We start from the raw sequence: 17,013 nt of genomic DNA on the forward strand, positions 1-17,013 counted from the left end.
AGGCTGAGAGCGCTCGATGGGTGACCCTCTGCGGTGTTACGGTCAAGCGTTCATACCGTGGAGGGAGCCCACAGTGAGTAAGAAATTGGGAACAGTCGCGCTGTTCCTGGGTGCGTTTTTGCTGGCATTGGCCGCATTGTCCAAGTTCTACATGTACGACCAGCTGGCCGTCGTGCCGCTCAACACCGAGTCCACGAGCCAGTCGACCACGGCCCCGGGCGCCGACGCCGAATATCTCGACGCCGCCGCCGGGCTGAAGTCCACCTCGGGCCCGTTGAAGAACACCAAGGCGGTGATCGGCAATGTCGAGGAGGGCAAGAAGGCCAGCGAAGAGCTTGGCCGCGACATCGCGGTCTGGGACATCTATGACTGCACTGACAAGCCCGACTTCAACTGCGGCAGCGGTGAGACTGCGTTGAGCGCAGCAGACGACCGGGTCGCATTCGACCGCACGTCGGGCGAAGCGGTTTCTTGGAAGGGCAGCCGTTCGTCGTTCGACGGCAAGGACCTGCAGCCCGGTGACTTCGAGGGGCTCTATTTCAAGTTCCCCTTCGATGCTCAGAAGAAGACGTACCAGTTCTGGGACGGCACGCTTCGCAAGGCCACCCCCGCCACGTACGAGGGGGAGGGCGAGGTCAAGGGCATGAAGGTCTACGAGTACGAGCAGAAGATCGCGCCGGTCAAGACCGGCTCGATCGACGTCCCCGGCAAGCTGGTCGGTTCGGACGAGCAGACTGTCACCGCCGACCAGATCTATTCGAGCGTGACCGACTACAGCGTCGATCCGGTGACGGGCGTGGTCCTGGTCGGCCAGACAGCGCAGGACAGCTATCTTGAGGTCGACGGCCAGCGTGCGCTGACGACCACGGAGGCGACGCTGCGCTACACCGACGCGAACATCACGAAGACCGTCAACGAGTACGAGTCCAAGGCGATGCTGTTGTCGGCCGCCAAGACATACGTCCCGGTTGGCGGAGCGATCCTGGGTCTGGTCCTCATCGGGCTCGGCCTGTTCACCCGCCGTGATCGCGGCGATGTCGGCGCGCGCAAGGCTGATCGGGGCGAGCTCGTCGGCGCACGCTGACGGTGGGCTGGGCCGTGATGAACAGCTCGGCAGCGTAATAGGGTGGGACGTCTATGACCCTCGCCTCCGCTGCCGAGCTGTGCACGTTCGTCGACCGCTCACCGACCCCGTTCCACGTCTGCCAGACGGTTGCGGCCGAGCTCGAGTCCGCGGGTTACGTCAGGGTTCAGGAGCAGGACGCATGGCCGACCGCGGCCGGGCGCCACTACGTCATCCGTGGCGGTTCGCTCGTCGCATGGTCGAGCGACGCGGCACAGTCACCGACCGACGGCTTTCGCGTCGTCGGCGGTCACACCGACAGCCCCAACCTGCGGCTCAAGCAGCATCACGACCTGGCGCCGGCGGGACTCGGAGTCGTCGCCCTCGAGCCGTATGGCGGTGCATGGCTCAACTCCTGGCTCGACCGCGATCTGGGCATTGCCGGGCGAATCGCCTTGCGGGATGGCACCGAGCGGCTCGTCCACATTGATGAGCCACTGCTTCGGGTGCCTCAGCTGGCGATCCACCTCTCCGCCGAGCGCAAGGGTGATGAGCTCGATCCACAGCGCCATCTCAACGCGATCTGGTCGGCCGGATCAGGCACCTTCCTCGACCTCGTCGCGGATCGGACCGGTGTCGCCGGTCGCGAGATCGCCGGCTTCGAGCTGATGACGCACGACACCGCCGCGAGCGCTCTGACCGGGGCGGACGGTGACCTCGTGTCCGCCCCCCGGCTCGACAACCAGGTCACTTGCTTCGCGGGGCTTCGCGCCCTGCTCGACGCCCCGGCAGTGTCGGGCGTACGACCCGTTCTGGCCCTGTTCGACCACGAGGAGGTCGGCAGCACCTCCGAGCGTGGGGCGCAGTCGGACCTGTTGGCGACAGTGCTCGAGCGCATAGTCCTGGCGGCAGGCGGCTCGCGCGATGACTATCACCGCGCGATTGCCGCGTCGGTCTGCGCGTCCGGCGACATGGCGCATGCGACCCACCCGAACTACACGGAACGCCACGAACCGCTCCACCACATCGCGATCGGCGGGGGACCCGTGCTCAAGGTCAACGTCAACCTGCGCTATGCGACGGACGCGCCCGGCGCCGCAGTGTTCGCGTCAGCCTGCGAGCAGGCCGGTGTCCCGATGCAGCGCTACGAGCATCGTGCTGACCTGCCGTGCGGCTCGACGATCGGCCCGCTGAGCGCCGCACGGACCGGGATGCTGACAGTCGATGTCGGCGCTCCGCAGCTGGCGATGCACTCGGCCCGCGAGCTCATGGGCGGAGCCGATGTGGACACGTATGGCCGGGCACTCTCGGCATTCCTGTCACCCGCCTGACCCGACTTCCCGTGTGGGTCCGCCGTCGCGTAGCATTGAGGTTGCGCTGACGGCCTGTACGTACCTCGGACAGAGCAGGCCCGTGCTCGTGCAGAATCGAGCGAATCTCCTCGACACCACGCGATCCAAGGGCTGTCAGACGTGCCCGACAATTCCACCCATCCATCGGAGCAACTCCTCTATGACCAGCAGCATCGCCACACCCCACACCGCACCTCAGGTCGCGGTCAACGACATCGGCTCTGAGGCAGACTTCCTCGCCGCTATCGATCTGACCATCAAGTACTTCAACGACGGCGACATCGTCGAGGGCATCATCGTCAAGGTCGACCGTGACGAGGTCCTCCTCGACATCGGCTACAAGACCGAGGGCGTCATCCCCTCCCGCGAGCTTTCGATCAAGCACGACGTCGACCCCAACGAGGTCGTCTCCGTCGGCGACAACGTCGAGGCCCTCGTCCTCCAGAAGGAGGACAAGGAAGGCCGTCTGATCCTGTCCAAGAAGCGTGCGCAGTACGAGCGTGCGTGGGGCGACATCGAGAAGATCAAGGCCGAGGACGGCGTCGTCGAGGGCACCGTCATCGAGGTCGTCAAGGGCGGCCTGATCATGGACATCGGCCTGCGTGGCTTCCTGCCGGCATCGCTGGTCGAGATGCGCCGCGTGCGCGACCTCGATCCGTACATCGGTCAGAAGATCGAGGCCAAGATCATCGAGCTCGACAAGAACCGCAACAACGTGGTCCTGTCGCGCCGTGCTTGGCTCGAGCAGACCCAGTCGGCTGTTCGCCAGAACTTCCTCACCGAGCTCCAGAAGGGGCAGGTCCGCAAGGGCGTCATCTCCTCGATCGTCAACTTCGGTGCGTTCGTCGATCTCGGCGGCGTCGACGGACTCGTCCACGTGTCCGAGCTGTCCTGGAAGCACATCGACCACCCCAACGAAGTCGTCCAGGTCGGCGACGAGGTCACTGTCGAGGTGCTCGATGTCGACATGGATCGCGAGCGGGTCTCGCTGTCGCTCAAGGCCACGCAGGAAGATCCTTGGCAGCACTTCGCCCGTACGCACCAGATCGGCCAGATCGTGCCGGGCAAGGCGACCAAGCTGGTCCCCTTCGGTGCGTTCGTCCGCGTCGAGGAGGGCATCGAGGGCTTGGTGCACATCTCCGAGCTCGCCGAGCGTCACGTCGAGATCCCCGAGCAGGTCGTGCAGATCGGCGACAGCGTCATGGTCAAGATCATCGACATCGACCTCGAGCGTCGCCGTATCTCGCTGTCCCTCAAGCAGGCCAACGAGACCGAGGCCGCAGTCAGCGATGACTTCGACCCGACGCTCTACGGCATGACGTCGTCCTATGACGCCGAGGGCAACTACATCTACCCCGACGGCTTCGATCCGGAGACCGGCGAGTGGCAGGAAGGCTTCGACGAGGCCCGTGCCACTTGGGAGAAGCAGTACGCCGAGGCGCACGAGCGCTGGGAAGCCCACAAGAAGCAGATCATCGATGCCGAGCAGTCGAGCATCGAGGCTTCTGAGGCCGCGAACTACTCGTCGGACACCACCGCAGAGGGCGACGCTCCGCAGCAGGAGGGTTCGCTCGCCTCGGACGAAGCGCTGCAGGCGCTTCGCGAGAAGCTCACGGGCGGCGAGTAGCCACTCCGCTCAGCGAAGAACCCCCGGTCCATGTGGACCGGGGGTTCTTCTGTCTCCCGATGTCAGTTGAGATGGGGCGAGAAGTCCGCGTGGCTCGGCGGGCCGGGACGGCTGCCATACCCGTCTCGGGGGATCAGTACGGCGAGTGCGATCCCGGAAGCAATGACCAGCAGGGCGATGGTGAAGATCAACATGGCAGCAATTCTCGTCGCAGGCTATTCCTGCCACCAGTGGCAGAAATGACATCATGCATTGATTTACTGCCATCGCCCTGTCAGGATGGACACATGAAGAAGGTCGTGGTGATCGTGCAGGACGGTGTCGAGCCCTTCGGTCTCGGCGTGCTGGGTGAGGTCTGGGCCGAGCCCTACCACCCCGAGGACGACAATCCGCTGTTCGACTATGTCGTGTGCACACCCAACCCCGGCCGCGTCAAGGGCACGGCGGGCTATGACTACTTCATCGATCGCGGGCTGGACGAGCTCGACGACGCCGATCTCGTGGCGATCGTGCCCAAGCGGGACTTCCTGGAGCCCTCACCCGAGGTCGCGGCTGCCGTGCGAGCCGCCGCGGGCCGTGGCGTGCGCGTGCTCGCGTCGTGCACCAGCGTCTTCATCCTCGGGGAGGCGGGGTTGCTCGACGGGCGGGAGTGCACGACCCACTGGCGCTATGGCGGCCTGCTGGCCGAGCGGTTCCCCTTGGCCAAGGTCAACGCCGACGTCCTCTATGTCGAGGATGATCTGGTCCTGACCGGTGCGGGATCGGCCGCTGCGATCGACGCCTCGCTCCACCTCGTGCGGCAGGTGTTCGGAGCGAAGGTCGCCACCACGACGGCCCGACGCATCGTCGTGGCCCCTCACCGGGACGGGGGGCAGGCGCAGTTCGTCCGGACCCCGATGGGTCAGACCGAGGCCGACACGCTCGCGCCGTTGCTGGCCTGGGCCAGCGACCACCTCGATGAGCAGCTCTCGGTCGAGCGACTCGCCGCCCACGCCCACATGTCGCCGCGCACGTTCGCCCGACGCTTCCGGGACGAGACCGGGACGACCCCGCTCCAGTGGCTCACGAGCCAGCGCCTCGCACAGGCCGAAGAGCTGCTCGAGAACTCCTCGCTGCCGGTCGAGCAGATCGCCGGCCGGGTGGGATTCGGCAACGCCGCGACGCTGCGACACCACTTCTCCATCGCGCGAGGCACGACTCCCCAGCAGTATCGAAAGACCTTCACCTGCGTGGCAGAGGCCGGCTGAGCAGATTGACAGGCCGGTGTGTCACAGCCCGGTGCCTTCACAGCCCGGTGCCTTCACAGCCCGGTGCCTTCACAGTTCCGTGCGTCGGACCTTGCCGGTCGCCGTCCGGGGCAGGGAGTCGAGTCGTTCGTACGACTTGGGGCGCTTGGGTGGGGCCAGCCGTTCGGTCGCGAGCGCGCGCAGCGCGTCCTCGGTGATGTCGCCGACATAGGCCGCGCACACACGCTGACCCCACCGCGAGTCGACGCGCCCGAACACCGCCACATCGACCAGTCTCTCGGCGCCCTCCAGCGCGGCCTCCACCTCGGCCGGATAGACGTTGACACCGCCGGAGATGATGAGGTCCTCTCGGCGGGAGTCGAGATAGACCAGGCCGCCGTCGACCCGGCCCAGGTCGCCGACGCTGAACGCCGGTCCGTGGGCTGTGTCAGTCCAGGCCGAACGGGTCTTGTCGGGATCGCCCCAGTACGTGAATCGGGCCCATGGTGGCACGACACACCACAGCTGTCCGTCGTCGTCGACCGTGACCAGCCGACCGGGGCGCGCGCGGCCGACCGTGCCGGGGTGGGCGATCCACTCGTCGGCCGGGCATGCCGTCAGCTGCCCCTCGGTCGAGCCGTAGAACTCCCAGACCACCTCGGTCCCGAACAGCTGGTGTGCCCGCCGGCGGATGGGTTCAGGGCAGGGCGCTCCGGCGTGGGCCACCAGTCGGAACGACGCCGCGTCGAGAGTCGCGCCGTGCTCGTCGAGCCAGCCGAAGAGTCGCTGTAGGTGCGCCGGCACACAGAACATCGTCGTCGGTCGGAGCCGGGCCACCTCATCGACGAACGCCGGGGGGTCGAAGCCCGACATGACAGCGATCGCCCCTCCAGACAGCAGCGTGCCCATCGCGAAGCGCAAGGGTGCCGAGTGATAGATCGGCGAGATCACGAGGTGGAGGTCGCTGGGGTGGAACCCCCAGAGCTCACGTTCTTCGCGGACCAGCGCCTCCGCGTGATCCGGTGCCAGTAGTCCCGACCAGACGCCCTTGGGTCGGCCGGTCGTGCCCGAGGTGAAGTGCATCGGACGGCACCGGGGCCAGTCGTCAAGATCGATCGGATCGCCCTCGAGGAGTGATGCGAGCGTGGTCGCCTCGTCGATCACGAGGGCCGGCCCGACGTCGCGGATGATCTTGGTGCGTTCGTAGTCGGTGAGGCGGGGATCCAGCGGCACGGGGACGACTCCCGTGCGAGCCGCTCCGAGCACGACACTGACGTAGTCGACCGACCCGGCGACACACAGGACGAGCCGATCGCCTGCCCGCAACCCCTGGGCATGCAGCGCACCGGCGACATTGGCCTGCGTGCTCTCGCTCTGGGCAGAAGTGAGGACCTCGAGCACGTGATCCTCCACATCGTGAGACGTCTGTCACGTCGGTGAGCGGGGATCATCTCATCCAACGTGAACCCCCGGACAAAGTATGCTTCACTCGAACGCTGACCCTGACTTTCGTCTATGCCTCAAGGTGGTTCATCCGTGGCAGATTCTCGCCACAGGCAAGTTCGCAAGGCGCCCAGAAGCCTTCGTGCATCCCGCGCGTTTCTCCCCACTGCAGGTTTGGTGACCCTCGTGGTCGCCGGCGCCCTGGTGGTCTCGCACGATGGCGCGGCTCCTGAGGCCGCGGCGGCCCCCAAGCAGGACCTCTTTGCGGTCTCGGCGGACAGGCGGGCTGAGGCTCAGGCCCCCGCAACCGTCAGCCGTAGCGCTGAGCGCGCACCAGTGACCAACGAAGCCGCCGCAGAGGACAAGGTCGAGGGCACCCGGTTCGCCGTGGTCCCGGTCGAGATTCACGCCGCGCCCAAGGAGTCCTCGCCGGTCCTGGCCAAGGTCGACTCCGGCGAGACCGTTGACATCACCGGCGTCGTCAAGGGCGACTGGGCCCAGATCATCCACAAGGGACTCCCGCGCTGGGTGCCGGCCAAGAGCATCGCCACGGAGATGCCGCTCGGCAGCTCGCCATGCCCGATCGGATCCGAGGGCGGCCTGCAGCCCGACACGGTCAAGGTGCTCCGTGCCGTCTGCGCGAAGTTCCCGGAAGTCCGCGCATACGGTGGTATCGCCGGCCGCGGCGAGCACGCCACGGGTCATGCTCTCGACATCATGGTTGGCAACGGCAATCCAATCGGCAACGACATCGCCGCGTTCCTGCAGGAGAACCGCGCAGAGCTCGGCATCGAATACCTGATCTGGCGGCAGCGCATCTGGCGGCCCTCGACCTCAGGCGCCTGGCGGGGCATGTCGAACCGCGGCAGTGCCACGGCCAACCACATGGACCACGTGCACGTCACGACCTTCGGCAACGCTGCCGGCTGAGGGTCCTCGATGCTGAGGGTCGGCCTGACCGGCGGTATCGGTTCGGGCAAGAGCAGCGTCAGCGAGCTGCTGACGTCCCACGGAGCCGTCGTCATCGACTACGACCAGCTGGCTCGCGAGGCCGTCGAGCCGGGCAGCTCGGCGCTAGCCGAGATCGCCGAGCGCTTCGGAGCCGAGGTGATCGCCCAGGACGGAACCCTCGACCGACCCGCGCTGGGGGCCCTCGTGTTCGCCGATCCCCAGGCGCTGGCCGATCTCAACGCGATCACCCACCCCGCAATCGGCCGCCTTGCGGCAGCCCGCGAGGCGGCGGCGCCGTCTGATGCGATCGTCGTGCACGACAACCCGTTGCTCGTCGAGATGGGCGCGGCCAGCTGGTGCGACGTCGTGATCGTGGTCGACGTTCCCGAGGACGTCCAGGTGGACCGCCTGATGGCCAGCAGGGGGATGTCCGAGAGCGACGCCCGCGCGCGCATCTCGGCGCAGACCTCCAGACGACAAAGGACCGGCGTCGCCGATCTGGTGATCGACAACACCGGTCCACTGGACGAGCTCGCCCGCCTCGTCCGGGGCGCCTGGGACGACCTCGTGACGAGGTCCGCCTCGCGCTAGGTGCGATCAGGCGGCGAGTTCCGGATCTGCGATGCGGCGCAGGGTCGCCAGCGCTTCGCGCTCGAGCTGGCGGACCCGCTCGGCCGAGATGCCGTGGCGCTTGCCGATGTCGGCGAGCTTTTGCTGGCGGCCGTCGAGCAGGCCGTAGCGGGCCCGGACGATGTCGGCCTCCCGGTCGCCGAGGTGATCGACCAGTGTCGAGATCAGGTGCCGCGACTCGTCGTCGAGCACCGCGAGGTCTGGTCCGGGCTGCGTCTCACGAGCGATCAGGTCGCCCAGCGAGGTGTCGCCGTCCTCGTCGACGGGGGAGTCGAGGCTGACGTGGTCGCGTCCCCACGACATCAGGTCGATGACGCGGTCGACGTCCATGCCGAGCTCCAGGGCGATCTCCTGCGGCTCCGGGTCGTAGCCGAGCTGGCGCTCGAGGTTGCGGCGCGCGGCCGTCACCTGGTTGAGCTCCTCGACCACGTGAACCGGAAGGCGTACGACTCGGGCCTGCTGCGCGATGCCTCGGGTGATCGCCTGACGTACCCACCAGGTGGCGTACGTCGAGAACTTGAACCCCTTGGCGTAGTCGAACTTCTCTACCGCACGGATCAGGCCGGTGTTGCCCTCCTGGACCAGGTCGAGCATCGGCATCGCCGATCGCCCGTACTTGCGGGCGATCGAGACGACCAGCCGCAGATTGGCCTGGATGAACTCCTGGATTGCCAGGTCGCCTTCAGTAGCGAGCCACTCGAGCTCATCCGCGGTGGCGGACTTGGGCGCGCCGCCCTTGCGGCGACCCACTCGACCCTCCGCCAGGAGGTGACGGGCGAACAGCCCGGCCTCGACGGTCTTGCTCAGCTCGACCTCACGCTGGGCGTCGAGCAGGGGAGTGCGGGCGATCTCGGCGAGGTACATGCCGACGCTGTCCTTGCCCTCGGTGTTGCTGTTGCCATGTCGTGCGCTCACCGTGCGCCTCCCATCAGTGTCTGTACTGATGAGAACGCTTTCGGTACCCCAAGGATTCCGCTCTCAGTTGGTTCTTAGGAGCCCCGTGCTAAAGGGCGCCGCAACCGATGAGCGCAGCGAAGGTGTTCGCTGTCGAATCCTCGTGTCACATCGCCAAGCGACCGAAAGCGACGCTCACGAGCTCGCTGTCGCCACGTCGACGATCCAGGCGAGCTCCCACGCCCGCTCCTTCCACGAGGCGTAGCGTCCGCTGACCCCGCCGTGGCCGGCATGCATCTCGGTCTTGAGCAGGATCGGGGCGTCTCCCGTCGCGGTGGAGCGCAGCCTCGCGACCCACTTGGCCGGCTCGACATAGAGCACCCGGGTGTCGTGCAGGCTCGTCACGGCGAGGATGGCTGGATAGGGATGGGCGCCGACGTTCTCATAGGGCGCGTAGGACTTCATGTAGGCGTAGACGTCGGGGTCGTCGAGCGGATTGCCCCACTCGTCCCACTCGATGACGGTCAGCGGCAGGCTGGGATCCAGGATCGTGGTGAGGTTGTCGACGAACGGGACACTGGCGATGATCCCCGCGAATGCTTCGGGAGCCAGGTTGGCGACGGCTCCCATCAGCAGGCCGCCGGCACTGCCGCCCTCGGCAATCAGCCTGTCGGCCGACGTCCAGCCCTCGGCGACGAGGTGCCGAGCGCTCGCGATGAAGTCGGTGAACGTGTTGCGCTTGTGCAGCATCTTGCCGTCGTCGTACCAGTGCCGGCCGAGTTCGCCTCCGCCGCGGACGTGGGCGATCGCGAACACGAAGCCACGATCGAGCAGTGAGAGGCGCATCGCGGAGAATCCCGGATCCATGCTCGCCTCGTAGGCGCCGTAGCCGTAGATCAGTGCCGGAGCGGTGCCATCGCGCGGGGTGTCCTTGCGGCAGACGATCGAGACCGGCACCTGTGTGCCGTCGTCCGCAGTTGCCCAGCTGCGGTGCTGCTCGTAGTCCTCGGGGTCATAGCCCCCGAGGACGGGTGCCTGCTTGCGCAGCACCAGCTCTCCGGTGGCCACGACGTAGTCGAAGATCGACGCCGGCGTGACGAACGATCCCACGCCGACGCGGATGAGCGGCTGGTCCCACTCGGCATTGGCGCCCACCCCGCTGGTGAAGAGCTCCTCACCGAACTCGATCTCCTCGAGCTGGCCGAGCCCGTCGGCGCCCAGGGGGATGATGCCGATGCGGGAGAGTGCGTCCCGCCGAAAGGACACGACGAGCTGCTGGGCGAAGACGTCGACATCCTCCAGACGGGTCGACTCGCTGCCGGGGATGATGACCGTGCGGACGCTTGGATCGGAGACCCGCACCGCGGCGAGCTCGAAGTTGAGCGCGCCGTCATTGTGCAGGATGAGGAAGACGTCCTCGCCGCCGATCACGGCGTGCTCGAGGGAGTACTCGACACCGTCACGGCGGGGGAGCACGACGTGGAAATCGCCCTCGGGCTCGTCTGCCGCCAGCACCCGCACCTCGCTGGTGACCTTGGAGGACAGGCCGATGACCAGGAAGCGCTCGGACTGGGTGCGACCGACGCCGACGAAGTAGCGCTCGTCGGGCTCCTCGAAGACCAGGACGTCATCGGCGGTCGAGCCCAGCGTGTGGCGCCAGACGCGGTGAGGACGCCAGGCCTCGTCGACGGTCGTGTAGAAGAGATGGGTTGCGCCCGTGGACCAGGTCGCTCCTCCGCTGGTGGCGGGGATCTCGTCCGGGAGCACCTCACCGGTGCGCAGGTCCTTGACCCGGATCGTGTAGCGCTCGTCGCCCTGCGTGTCGACGGACCACGCGAGGAGGCCCCCGTCGTCGCTGACGCTGAATGCGCCGAGGGAGAAGAACTCGTGTCCGTCGGCCTCGATGTTGGAGTCCAGCAGGACTTCCTCACCGGCGATCTCGGAGCCGGCCTCCAGCACCGGCGGATCCCAGTCGTCGACGTCGCCGATCGGACACCGGCAGCGGATCGCATACTGCTGGCCCTCGACCGTACGTGCGTAGTACCACCAGCCGCCTCGACGGACCGGGACGGACAGGTCGGTCTCGAGCGTGCGCGCCTTGATCTCGTCGAAGATCTGCTGGCGCAGCGGCTTCAGGTGGGCCGTCGCGTCATCGGTGTGGGCGTTCTCGGCCTCCAGATAGGCCAGCGTTGCGGGATCGTCCTTGTCGCGCAGCCACTCGTAGTCGTCGACGAACTCGTCGCCATGATGGCTGCGGACAAGGGGCCGGCGCTCGGCAGACGGTGCGGGGGCGTTCATGCCTCGAACGTACCGGTGTGTCCTGCGCCGAGCGCGGGGTCCTCGGCCCGGAATGTGTGCACCGGTCCGGGCGGTGTCCAGCGGGTCTCGAATCGCACCGTGACACGGCCGAGCCCCGAGCCCCAGACCCACCCGTCGCCGTGGCTGTCGTGGTGCACATCCATGCCGGGATACCACCTGGTCGGGCGTATGAGGCTCTGCTCGATCGGCTCATCCTCGACGTCGTCGTCCTCGTCAGCCGCGAAGAGATCGTCCTGCACCCAGTCGGCGAGACCGCTCACGCCGACCCCCAGGAGGCGCAGGCCGTTGCTGATGTCCTCTCCGGCGAGGAGTCCGCGCGCCGTCGCCGCCAGGATGCGCGCATTGTCGGTCGGGTTCGGCAGGGTCGACGACCGGGTGTGGGTCTCGAAGTCGTGGTGTCGCATCTTGAGCGTCACGGTGCGTCCGGAGAGCCCGTTCTTGCGGAGCCGGCCGGAGACCGACCGGGCCATGCGCTCGATGATCGACTCGAGCTGGACCCGGTCGGAGATGTCCTGCTCGAAGGTGTCCTCGACGCTGACCGACTTGGTCTCGCGCGATGACATGACCGGCCGGTCATCATCGGCTCGTGCCATCCGGTGCAGCGAACGGCCGGAGGACTGCCCGAGCAGGCGGGTGAGCTCGTCCTCGCTGGGTGAGCGCAGGTCCTCGACCGTCAGGATCCCGACCCGGCGGAGTCGCTCCGCGGTGGCCGGACCGACGCCGGGGATCGCGGTGGCCTGCATCGGCCCGAGCACGTCCGCCTCCGTGCCGGGCTGGACGATGAACACGCCGTCGGGCTTGTTGATCTCGCTGGCGATCTTGGCCATCAGCTTGGACGAAGCGATCCCGACCGATGCGGTCAAGCCGCCGGTCAGGTCCGCGATGTCGGCCCGGATGCCGGCGACGATGCGCTCGACCTCGCCGGGATCGAAGTCGGGATCCGCGGCTAGGTCGACGAATGCCTCGTCGAGGGACAGCGGCTCGATCAGCTCGGACTCCTCCCGCAGCCGCTCCATCACGATGCGGCTCGCCTCGCGATACGCATCGAACCGGCCGCCGAGAAAGGCCGCGTGCGGGCACCTGGCCCGCGCCTCGGCCGTACGCATCGCGGATCGCACCCCGTGCACCCTGGCCTCGTAGGACGCCGTCGCGACCACCCCACGGGGTCCGATGCCACCAACGATGACCGGCCGGCCACGCAGGGACGGCTTGTCACGCTGCTCGACCGAGGCGAAGAAGGCGTCGAGATCCAGGTGCATGATCGACGCCGTGGACCGCATGGCCCCAGTGTCTCGCGCGGGTCGGACAGCACCGCCATGCACATGGAGTCGGCCGGATCCGGACTGTCCACAGATGCCGCGCGACGGGCTGACCGAGCACGGCGGGCTCGCGAGCGTGGACCCATGACACAGACACCCTCGGTCTACACGGCCCACGACATCCCCGATCTGCTCAACACCCTTCCGACGTTGTTCGGCTTCCGACCGGCCGAGTCGCTGGTGGGGGTGGCGACGTATGGCCCGCGGCGAAGGTTCGGGTTCCGGCTCCGCGTCGACATACCGGCTCACGAAGATGTCGAGGAGCTCGCCGGAGTCGTGGTGAAGCACCTGCGCAATCAGGGAGCGGAGGGCGCGATCTTCCTGGCGGTGACCGAGCAGCAGGACGTCGCCAAGGACCTGCTCTTCGCGATCGAGCGGCAGCTCGCCCCGATCAGCCTGATCGTCGCGGCCCGCGCGGACGGTCACCGCTATTGGAGCGACGAGCCCGGCTTCCCTGCCGAAGGCATCACCTATGAGTCGTCGGACCACCATCTCGCCGTGGTCCAGGCGGTCGCAGCGGGCCAGCAGATCCTGCCGGACCGCCAAGCGCTGGTCGACCGATTTGCTGCCGTGCAGAATCCCCGCCGCGCGTGGATGCACAGAGCTGTCGCTGAGGTGCTCGACCAGGTGATCCCTGTCGTGACGCGTACGCCGCCCGACGATCTGACGGCGGTCGCGATGCGGCAGGTCCAGCCGATCCTGGACCGCGGCCTGGCCGGCGGGACCCTCAGCGACGACGACCTGGCGCGATTGGCGATCTGGGTGTCGGGGATTCGTGTACGTGACGAGGTGTGGGAACAGATCACGCGGGAGCGCGCGGACGACATGTTGCGAGTCCTGACCGTGGTCTCAGGCAGTGTCGTGCCACCGTTCGAGCCCGCTGTCCTGTGCCTCACGGCATTCGCGGCCTGGCTGACCGGTGACGGCGCCCAGTCGCTGATCGCAGTTGAGCGTGCGTTGAGCGTCGACCCCGACTACTCGATGGCCCGACTGCTGCTCGACATGCTGGAAGGCGGTGTCTCGCCCGACCGATGGGTCGCGCTGCGAGCCGCCGACACCGCATCGCCCTAGGGTGGAGGCATGGGACAAGATGTCGACGAGCGGGAGTTCAGCCGCGAGGATCGCACCCGCTATCGGGCAAAGGTCCGCCGCTGTCTCGACGTCTTCGCCCGGATGCTCAGCGAGTACGACCTCTCGTTCGAGCACACCCACGTCGGCATCGAGATCGAGTTCAACCTCGTGGATGACAAGGGAGATCCGGCGCTCAAGAACGCCGAAGCCCTCGAGGCGATCGCCGACTCGGACTTCCAGACCGAGCTGGGCCTGTTCAACGTCGAGGTCAACGTCCCGCCGGCGCGGATCGACGGCACGGGGTTGGACGACCTGGAAGCCGCCCTACGGGACGACCTCAACCGGGCCCAGGCCAAGGCAGCCGGGGTGGGTGCGCACCTGCTGATGATCGGCATCCTCCCGACCCTGCAGGACGGACACTTCAGCCGCGAGGCGATCTCGGCCAACCCCCGCTACCACCTGCTGTCCGAGCAGATCCTGGCCGCTCGAGGCGAGGACATCGAGATCGTCATCGACGGTGTCGACCGCCTCGACACCACGGCTGACACGATCATCCCAGAGGCGGCGTGCACCAGCACGCAGCTCCACCTGCAGGTCGAGCCCGATGACTTCGCTGTGATGTGGAACGCTGCGCAGGCCATCGCGTCGGTGCAGGTCGCGATCGGCGCCAACTCCCCGTTCCTCCTCGGCCAGCAGCTGTGGCACGAGACCCGGATCGCGCTCTTCGAGCAGGCGACAGACACACGGAGCGAGGAGCTCAAGGCCCAGGGCGTGCGCCCCCGGGTGTTCTTCGGCGAGCGGTGGATCACGTCGGTGTTCGACCTGTTCGAAGAGAATGTCCGCTACTTCCCGGCCCTGCTGCCGATCGTCGACGAAGAGGACCCCCTGGCCGAGCTCGAGGCCGGCAGGGTCCCCAACCTGGCGGAACTGAGGCTGCACAACGGGACGGTCTATCGATGGAACCGGCCGATCTACGACGTGGCAGACGGCCGCCCCCACCTGCGGATCGAGAACCGGCTGCTCCCGGCCGGCCCCACGGTCGTCGACACGATGGCCAACGCCGCCTTGTTCTACGGCCTGGTCAAGTCGCTGGGCTCCAGCGATCGGCCGGTCTGGTCCCAGCTGTCGTTCCGGGCCGCCGAGGACAACTTTCATCAGGCGGCCCGCGCCGGCATCGAGACCGACATCTACTGGCCGTCGGTCGGCACGGTCTCGGCCCGTGAGCTCGTGCTTCGTCAGCTCCTGCCGTTGGCGCATGCCGGGCTCGAGGAGATGGGCGTCGACACCGCGGTCCGGGACCGGCTGCTCGGGATCATCGAGCAGCGGTGCATCACGGGCCGAAACGGCGCCACCTGGCTGATTGATGAGTTCGGACATCAGCTCGGGTCTGCTCCCGATCGCCTCGCCGCCATGCAGGCGACGACGCGCGCATACGAGGAGCACATGCACCACGGCGAGCCGGTGCATGTCTGGCCCACGCGCTCCTGAGAAGACCCTGAGATGGAAGTGCTTGGCCACTCGTGGCACACTTGGGCCAGAGGTTGACCACAGGCCTCATTGTTGCGCCCATCTATCGTCTGCGAGGTTGACGTGCCGGTGAATCCCGCATCTGGAAACCCCCTCCGGGCGGTGACCAAGCTCCTGTCGGGAGTGGGCAAGGATGGACCTGCGGAATCGCCGAAGAACGCCCCGGCCACCAAGAAGGCCGTGGCCCCCAAGGCGCCCGCAAAGAAGATCTCGGCAGCAGTGAAGGCAGCACCCAAGGCCGCTTCGACCAAGACCTCGGCGAAGAAGACCCCGGCCAAGAAGACCCCGGCCAAGAAGACCGCTGCCAAGAAGGCCAGCGCACCGTCCAGTTCCCCGGCGAAGACAGAAGCGACAGTGACCAAGACCGCATCCAGCCCCACCAAGAAGACCGCTGCCAAGAAGGCGCCTGCCAAGAAGGCCGCCGCCGCCAAGGACGCTCCCACCACCGAGGAGTCCAGCATCCCGGCGAACATCGACATCGCCAAGGTGCTCGAGGTCCCGGCCGTGCAGGTCGACTCGCAGGGCAAGAAGATCCTTCCGGACATTCCCGACGAGGAGTTCGAGAAGGACCTCGCGACTGATCCGACGCTCAAGGAGGACGAGAAGTCGTCCTACACGATCTCGGCCGCGGATGAGAGCGATGAGCCGGTCCAGCAGGTCATGGTCGCCGGCGCCACGGCCGATCCGGTCAAGGACTACCTCAAGCAGATCGGCAAGGTCTCGCTGCTGACCGCCGGTCAGGAGGTCGAGCTCGCCAAGCGCATCGAAGCTGGCCTGTTCGCTGAGGAGAAGCTCGCCAAGGGCGGACGCATCTCGGCCAAGATGCTCGAAGAGCTCGAATGGATCACGGTCGACGGCCGCCGCGCCAAGAATCACCTGCTCGAGGCCAACCTGCGACTCGTCGTCTCGCTGGCCAAGCGTTACACCGGTCGCGGGATGCTGTTCCTGGACCTGATCCAGGAGGGCAACCTCGGCCTGATCCGTGCGGTCGAGAAGTTCGACTACACCAAGGGCTTCAAGTTCTCGACCTATGCCACGTGGTGGATCCGTCAGGCCATCACCCGCGCGATGGCCGACCAGGCCCGCACGATCCGCATCCCGGTCCACATGGTCGAGGTCATCAACAAGCTCGCCCGCGTCCAGCGCCAGATGCTGCAGGACCTGGGTCGCGAGCCCACCCCCGAAGAGCTGGCGATCGAGCTCGACATGACACCTGAGAAGGTCGTCGAGGTCCAGAAGTACGGCCGTGAGCCGATCAGCCTCCACACGCCGCTCGGCGAGGACGGCGACTCGGAGTTCGGTGACCTGATCGAGGACTCCGAGGCCATCGTCCCGGCCGACGCGGTGTCGTTCACCCTGCTCCAGGAGCAGCTGCATGCCGTCCTCGACACGCTCTCAGAGCGTGAGTCCGGCGTCGTCTCGATGCGCTTCGGTCTGACCGACGGTCAGCCCAAGACGCTTGACGAGATCGGCAAGGTCTATGGCGTCACGCGCGAGCGGATCCGCCAGATCGAGTCCAAGACCATGAGCAAGCTGCGGCACCCGTCGCGCTCGCAGGTCCTGCGCGACTACCTCGACTGAGGGCGCACCG

At 67.2% G+C, this 17,013-nt stretch carries 14 protein-coding genes; 9 read left to right on the forward strand and 5 right to left on the reverse strand.

Annotated features, from left to right (window positions below):
- Positions 1-73: 73 nt before the first annotated feature.
- The 3 genes from WKF39_RS01495 (at position 74) to rpsA (ending at position 4,042) form a co-directional block, all read left to right on the forward strand.
- The gene (locus WKF39_RS01495) at positions 74-1,084 is read left to right on the forward strand and encodes a DUF3068 domain-containing protein (protein WP_340385193.1); all 1,011 of its coding nucleotides are present in this window, start codon (positions 74-76) and stop codon (positions 1,082-1,084) included.
- 53 nt (positions 1,085-1,137) lie between these two features.
- A complete protein-coding gene (locus WKF39_RS01500) occupies positions 1,138-2,394 on the forward strand; it encodes a M18 family aminopeptidase (protein WP_340385195.1) in 1,257 nt (418 codons plus the stop codon).
- A gap of 181 nt (positions 2,395-2,575) precedes the next feature.
- Positions 2,576-4,042 carry a 30S ribosomal protein S1 gene (gene rpsA / locus WKF39_RS01505; protein ID WP_340385197.1) on the forward strand — a complete coding sequence of 489 codons (1,467 nt, stop codon included), beginning with the start codon at positions 2,576-2,578 and terminating at the stop codon, positions 4,040-4,042.
- Positions 4,043-4,104: 62 nt separating this feature from the next.
- Here rpsA and WKF39_RS01510 read toward each other — a convergent pair whose 3' ends face one another.
- On the reverse strand, positions 4,105-4,236 hold the full coding sequence (locus WKF39_RS01510) for a hypothetical protein (RefSeq protein ID WP_340385199.1): 132 nt from the start codon (positions 4,234-4,236) through the stop codon (positions 4,105-4,107).
- A 93-nt stretch (positions 4,237-4,329) separates the two neighbouring features.
- On the opposite strand from WKF39_RS01510, the gene WKF39_RS01515 reads away from it, so the two are divergent.
- Positions 4,330-5,289, forward strand: a complete 960-nt coding sequence (locus tag WKF39_RS01515) for a helix-turn-helix domain-containing protein (protein WP_340385201.1) — start codon at positions 4,330-4,332, stop codon at positions 5,287-5,289.
- A gap of 69 nt (positions 5,290-5,358) precedes the next feature.
- Here WKF39_RS01515 and WKF39_RS01520 read toward each other — a convergent pair whose 3' ends face one another.
- The gene (locus WKF39_RS01520) at positions 5,359-6,669 is read right to left on the reverse strand and encodes an AMP-binding protein (protein WP_340385203.1); all 1,311 of its coding nucleotides are present in this window, start codon (positions 6,667-6,669) and stop codon (positions 5,359-5,361) included.
- A 219-nt stretch (positions 6,670-6,888) separates the two neighbouring features.
- On the opposite strand from WKF39_RS01520, the gene WKF39_RS01525 reads away from it, so the two are divergent.
- Both WKF39_RS01525 and coaE read left to right on the forward strand, forming a co-directional pair.
- The gene (locus tag WKF39_RS01525) at positions 6,889-7,641 is read left to right on the forward strand and encodes an SH3 domain-containing protein (RefSeq protein WP_340385204.1); all 753 of its coding nucleotides are present in this window, start codon (positions 6,889-6,891) and stop codon (positions 7,639-7,641) included.
- Positions 7,642-7,650: 9 nt separating this feature from the next.
- Positions 7,651-8,253 carry a dephospho-CoA kinase gene (coaE, locus tag WKF39_RS01530; protein WP_340385206.1) on the forward strand — a complete coding sequence of 201 codons (603 nt, stop codon included), beginning with the start codon at positions 7,651-7,653 and terminating at the stop codon, positions 8,251-8,253.
- Between the two features lie 6 nt (positions 8,254-8,259).
- On the opposite strand, the gene WKF39_RS01535 is transcribed toward coaE, so the two are convergent.
- The 3 genes from WKF39_RS01535 to WKF39_RS01545 form a co-directional block, all read right to left on the reverse strand.
- Positions 8,260-9,156: a sigma-70 family RNA polymerase sigma factor gene (locus tag WKF39_RS01535; RefSeq protein ID WP_340385602.1), complete on the reverse strand. Its 897-nt coding sequence runs from the start codon at positions 9,154-9,156 to the stop codon at positions 8,260-8,262.
- Between the two features lie 225 nt (positions 9,157-9,381).
- A complete protein-coding gene (locus WKF39_RS01540) occupies positions 9,382-11,484 on the reverse strand; it encodes a S9 family peptidase (protein ID WP_340385207.1) in 2,103 nt (700 codons plus the stop codon).
- Positions 11,481-12,785, reverse strand: a complete 1,305-nt coding sequence (locus WKF39_RS01545; protein WP_340385208.1) for a DNA polymerase IV — start codon at positions 12,783-12,785, stop codon at positions 11,481-11,483. Before WKF39_RS01545 ends, WKF39_RS01540 begins: the two co-directional genes overlap by 4 nt.
- 123 nt (positions 12,786-12,908) lie before the next feature.
- Here WKF39_RS01545 and WKF39_RS01550 point away from each other — a divergent pair, with 123 nt between their 5' ends.
- The 3 genes from WKF39_RS01550 to WKF39_RS01560 all read left to right on the forward strand — a co-directional run bounded on the left by WKF39_RS01550 (position 12,909) and on the right by WKF39_RS01560 (position 17,003).
- A complete protein-coding gene (locus WKF39_RS01550; RefSeq protein ID WP_340385209.1) occupies positions 12,909-13,895 on the forward strand; it encodes a DUF4192 domain-containing protein in 987 nt (328 codons plus the stop codon).
- Between the two features lie 9 nt (positions 13,896-13,904).
- Positions 13,905-15,383 carry a glutamate--cysteine ligase gene (locus WKF39_RS01555; protein ID WP_340385211.1) on the forward strand — a complete coding sequence of 493 codons (1,479 nt, stop codon included), beginning with the start codon at positions 13,905-13,907 and terminating at the stop codon, positions 15,381-15,383.
- Positions 15,384-15,602: 219 nt separating this feature from the next.
- Positions 15,603-17,003 carry an RNA polymerase sigma factor gene (locus tag WKF39_RS01560; protein ID WP_340385604.1) on the forward strand — a complete coding sequence of 467 codons (1,401 nt, stop codon included), beginning with the start codon at positions 15,603-15,605 and terminating at the stop codon, positions 17,001-17,003.
- Positions 17,004-17,013: the final 10 nt, after the last annotated feature.

It is taken from the genome of Aeromicrobium sp., from assembly GCF_037719875.1.
GTDB lineage: Bacteria > Actinomycetota > Actinomycetes > Propionibacteriales > Nocardioidaceae > Aeromicrobium.

Bases quoted from the DNA above. Each gene is read 5' to 3' on its own strand.
- WKF39_RS01500 (WP_340385195.1), top strand. From the start codon at position 1,138: ATGACCCTCGCCTCCGCTGCCGAGCTGTGCACGTTCGTCGACCGCTCA.
- rpsA (WP_340385197.1), top strand. From the start codon at position 2,576: ATGACCAGCAGCATCGCCACACCCCACACCGCACCTCAGGTCGCGGTC.
- WKF39_RS01510 (WP_340385199.1), bottom strand. From the start codon at position 4,236: ATGTTGATCTTCACCATCGCCCTGCTGGTCATTGCTTCCGGGATCGCA.
- WKF39_RS01515 (WP_340385201.1), top strand. From the start codon at position 4,330: ATGAAGAAGGTCGTGGTGATCGTGCAGGACGGTGTCGAGCCCTTCGGT.
- coaE (WP_340385206.1), top strand. From the start codon at position 7,651: ATGCTGAGGGTCGGCCTGACCGGCGGTATCGGTTCGGGCAAGAGCAGC.
- WKF39_RS01535 (WP_340385602.1), bottom strand. From the start codon at position 9,156: ATGTACCTCGCCGAGATCGCCCGCACTCCCCTGCTCGACGCCCAGCGT.
- WKF39_RS01540 (WP_340385207.1), bottom strand. From the start codon at position 11,484: ATGAACGCCCCCGCACCGTCTGCCGAGCGCCGGCCCCTTGTCCGCAGC.
- WKF39_RS01545 (WP_340385208.1), bottom strand. From the start codon at position 12,785: ATGCGGTCCACGGCGTCGATCATGCACCTGGATCTCGACGCCTTCTTC.
- WKF39_RS01550 (WP_340385209.1), top strand. From the start codon at position 12,909: ATGACACAGACACCCTCGGTCTACACGGCCCACGACATCCCCGATCTG.
- WKF39_RS01555 (WP_340385211.1), top strand. From the start codon at position 13,905: ATGGGACAAGATGTCGACGAGCGGGAGTTCAGCCGCGAGGATCGCACC.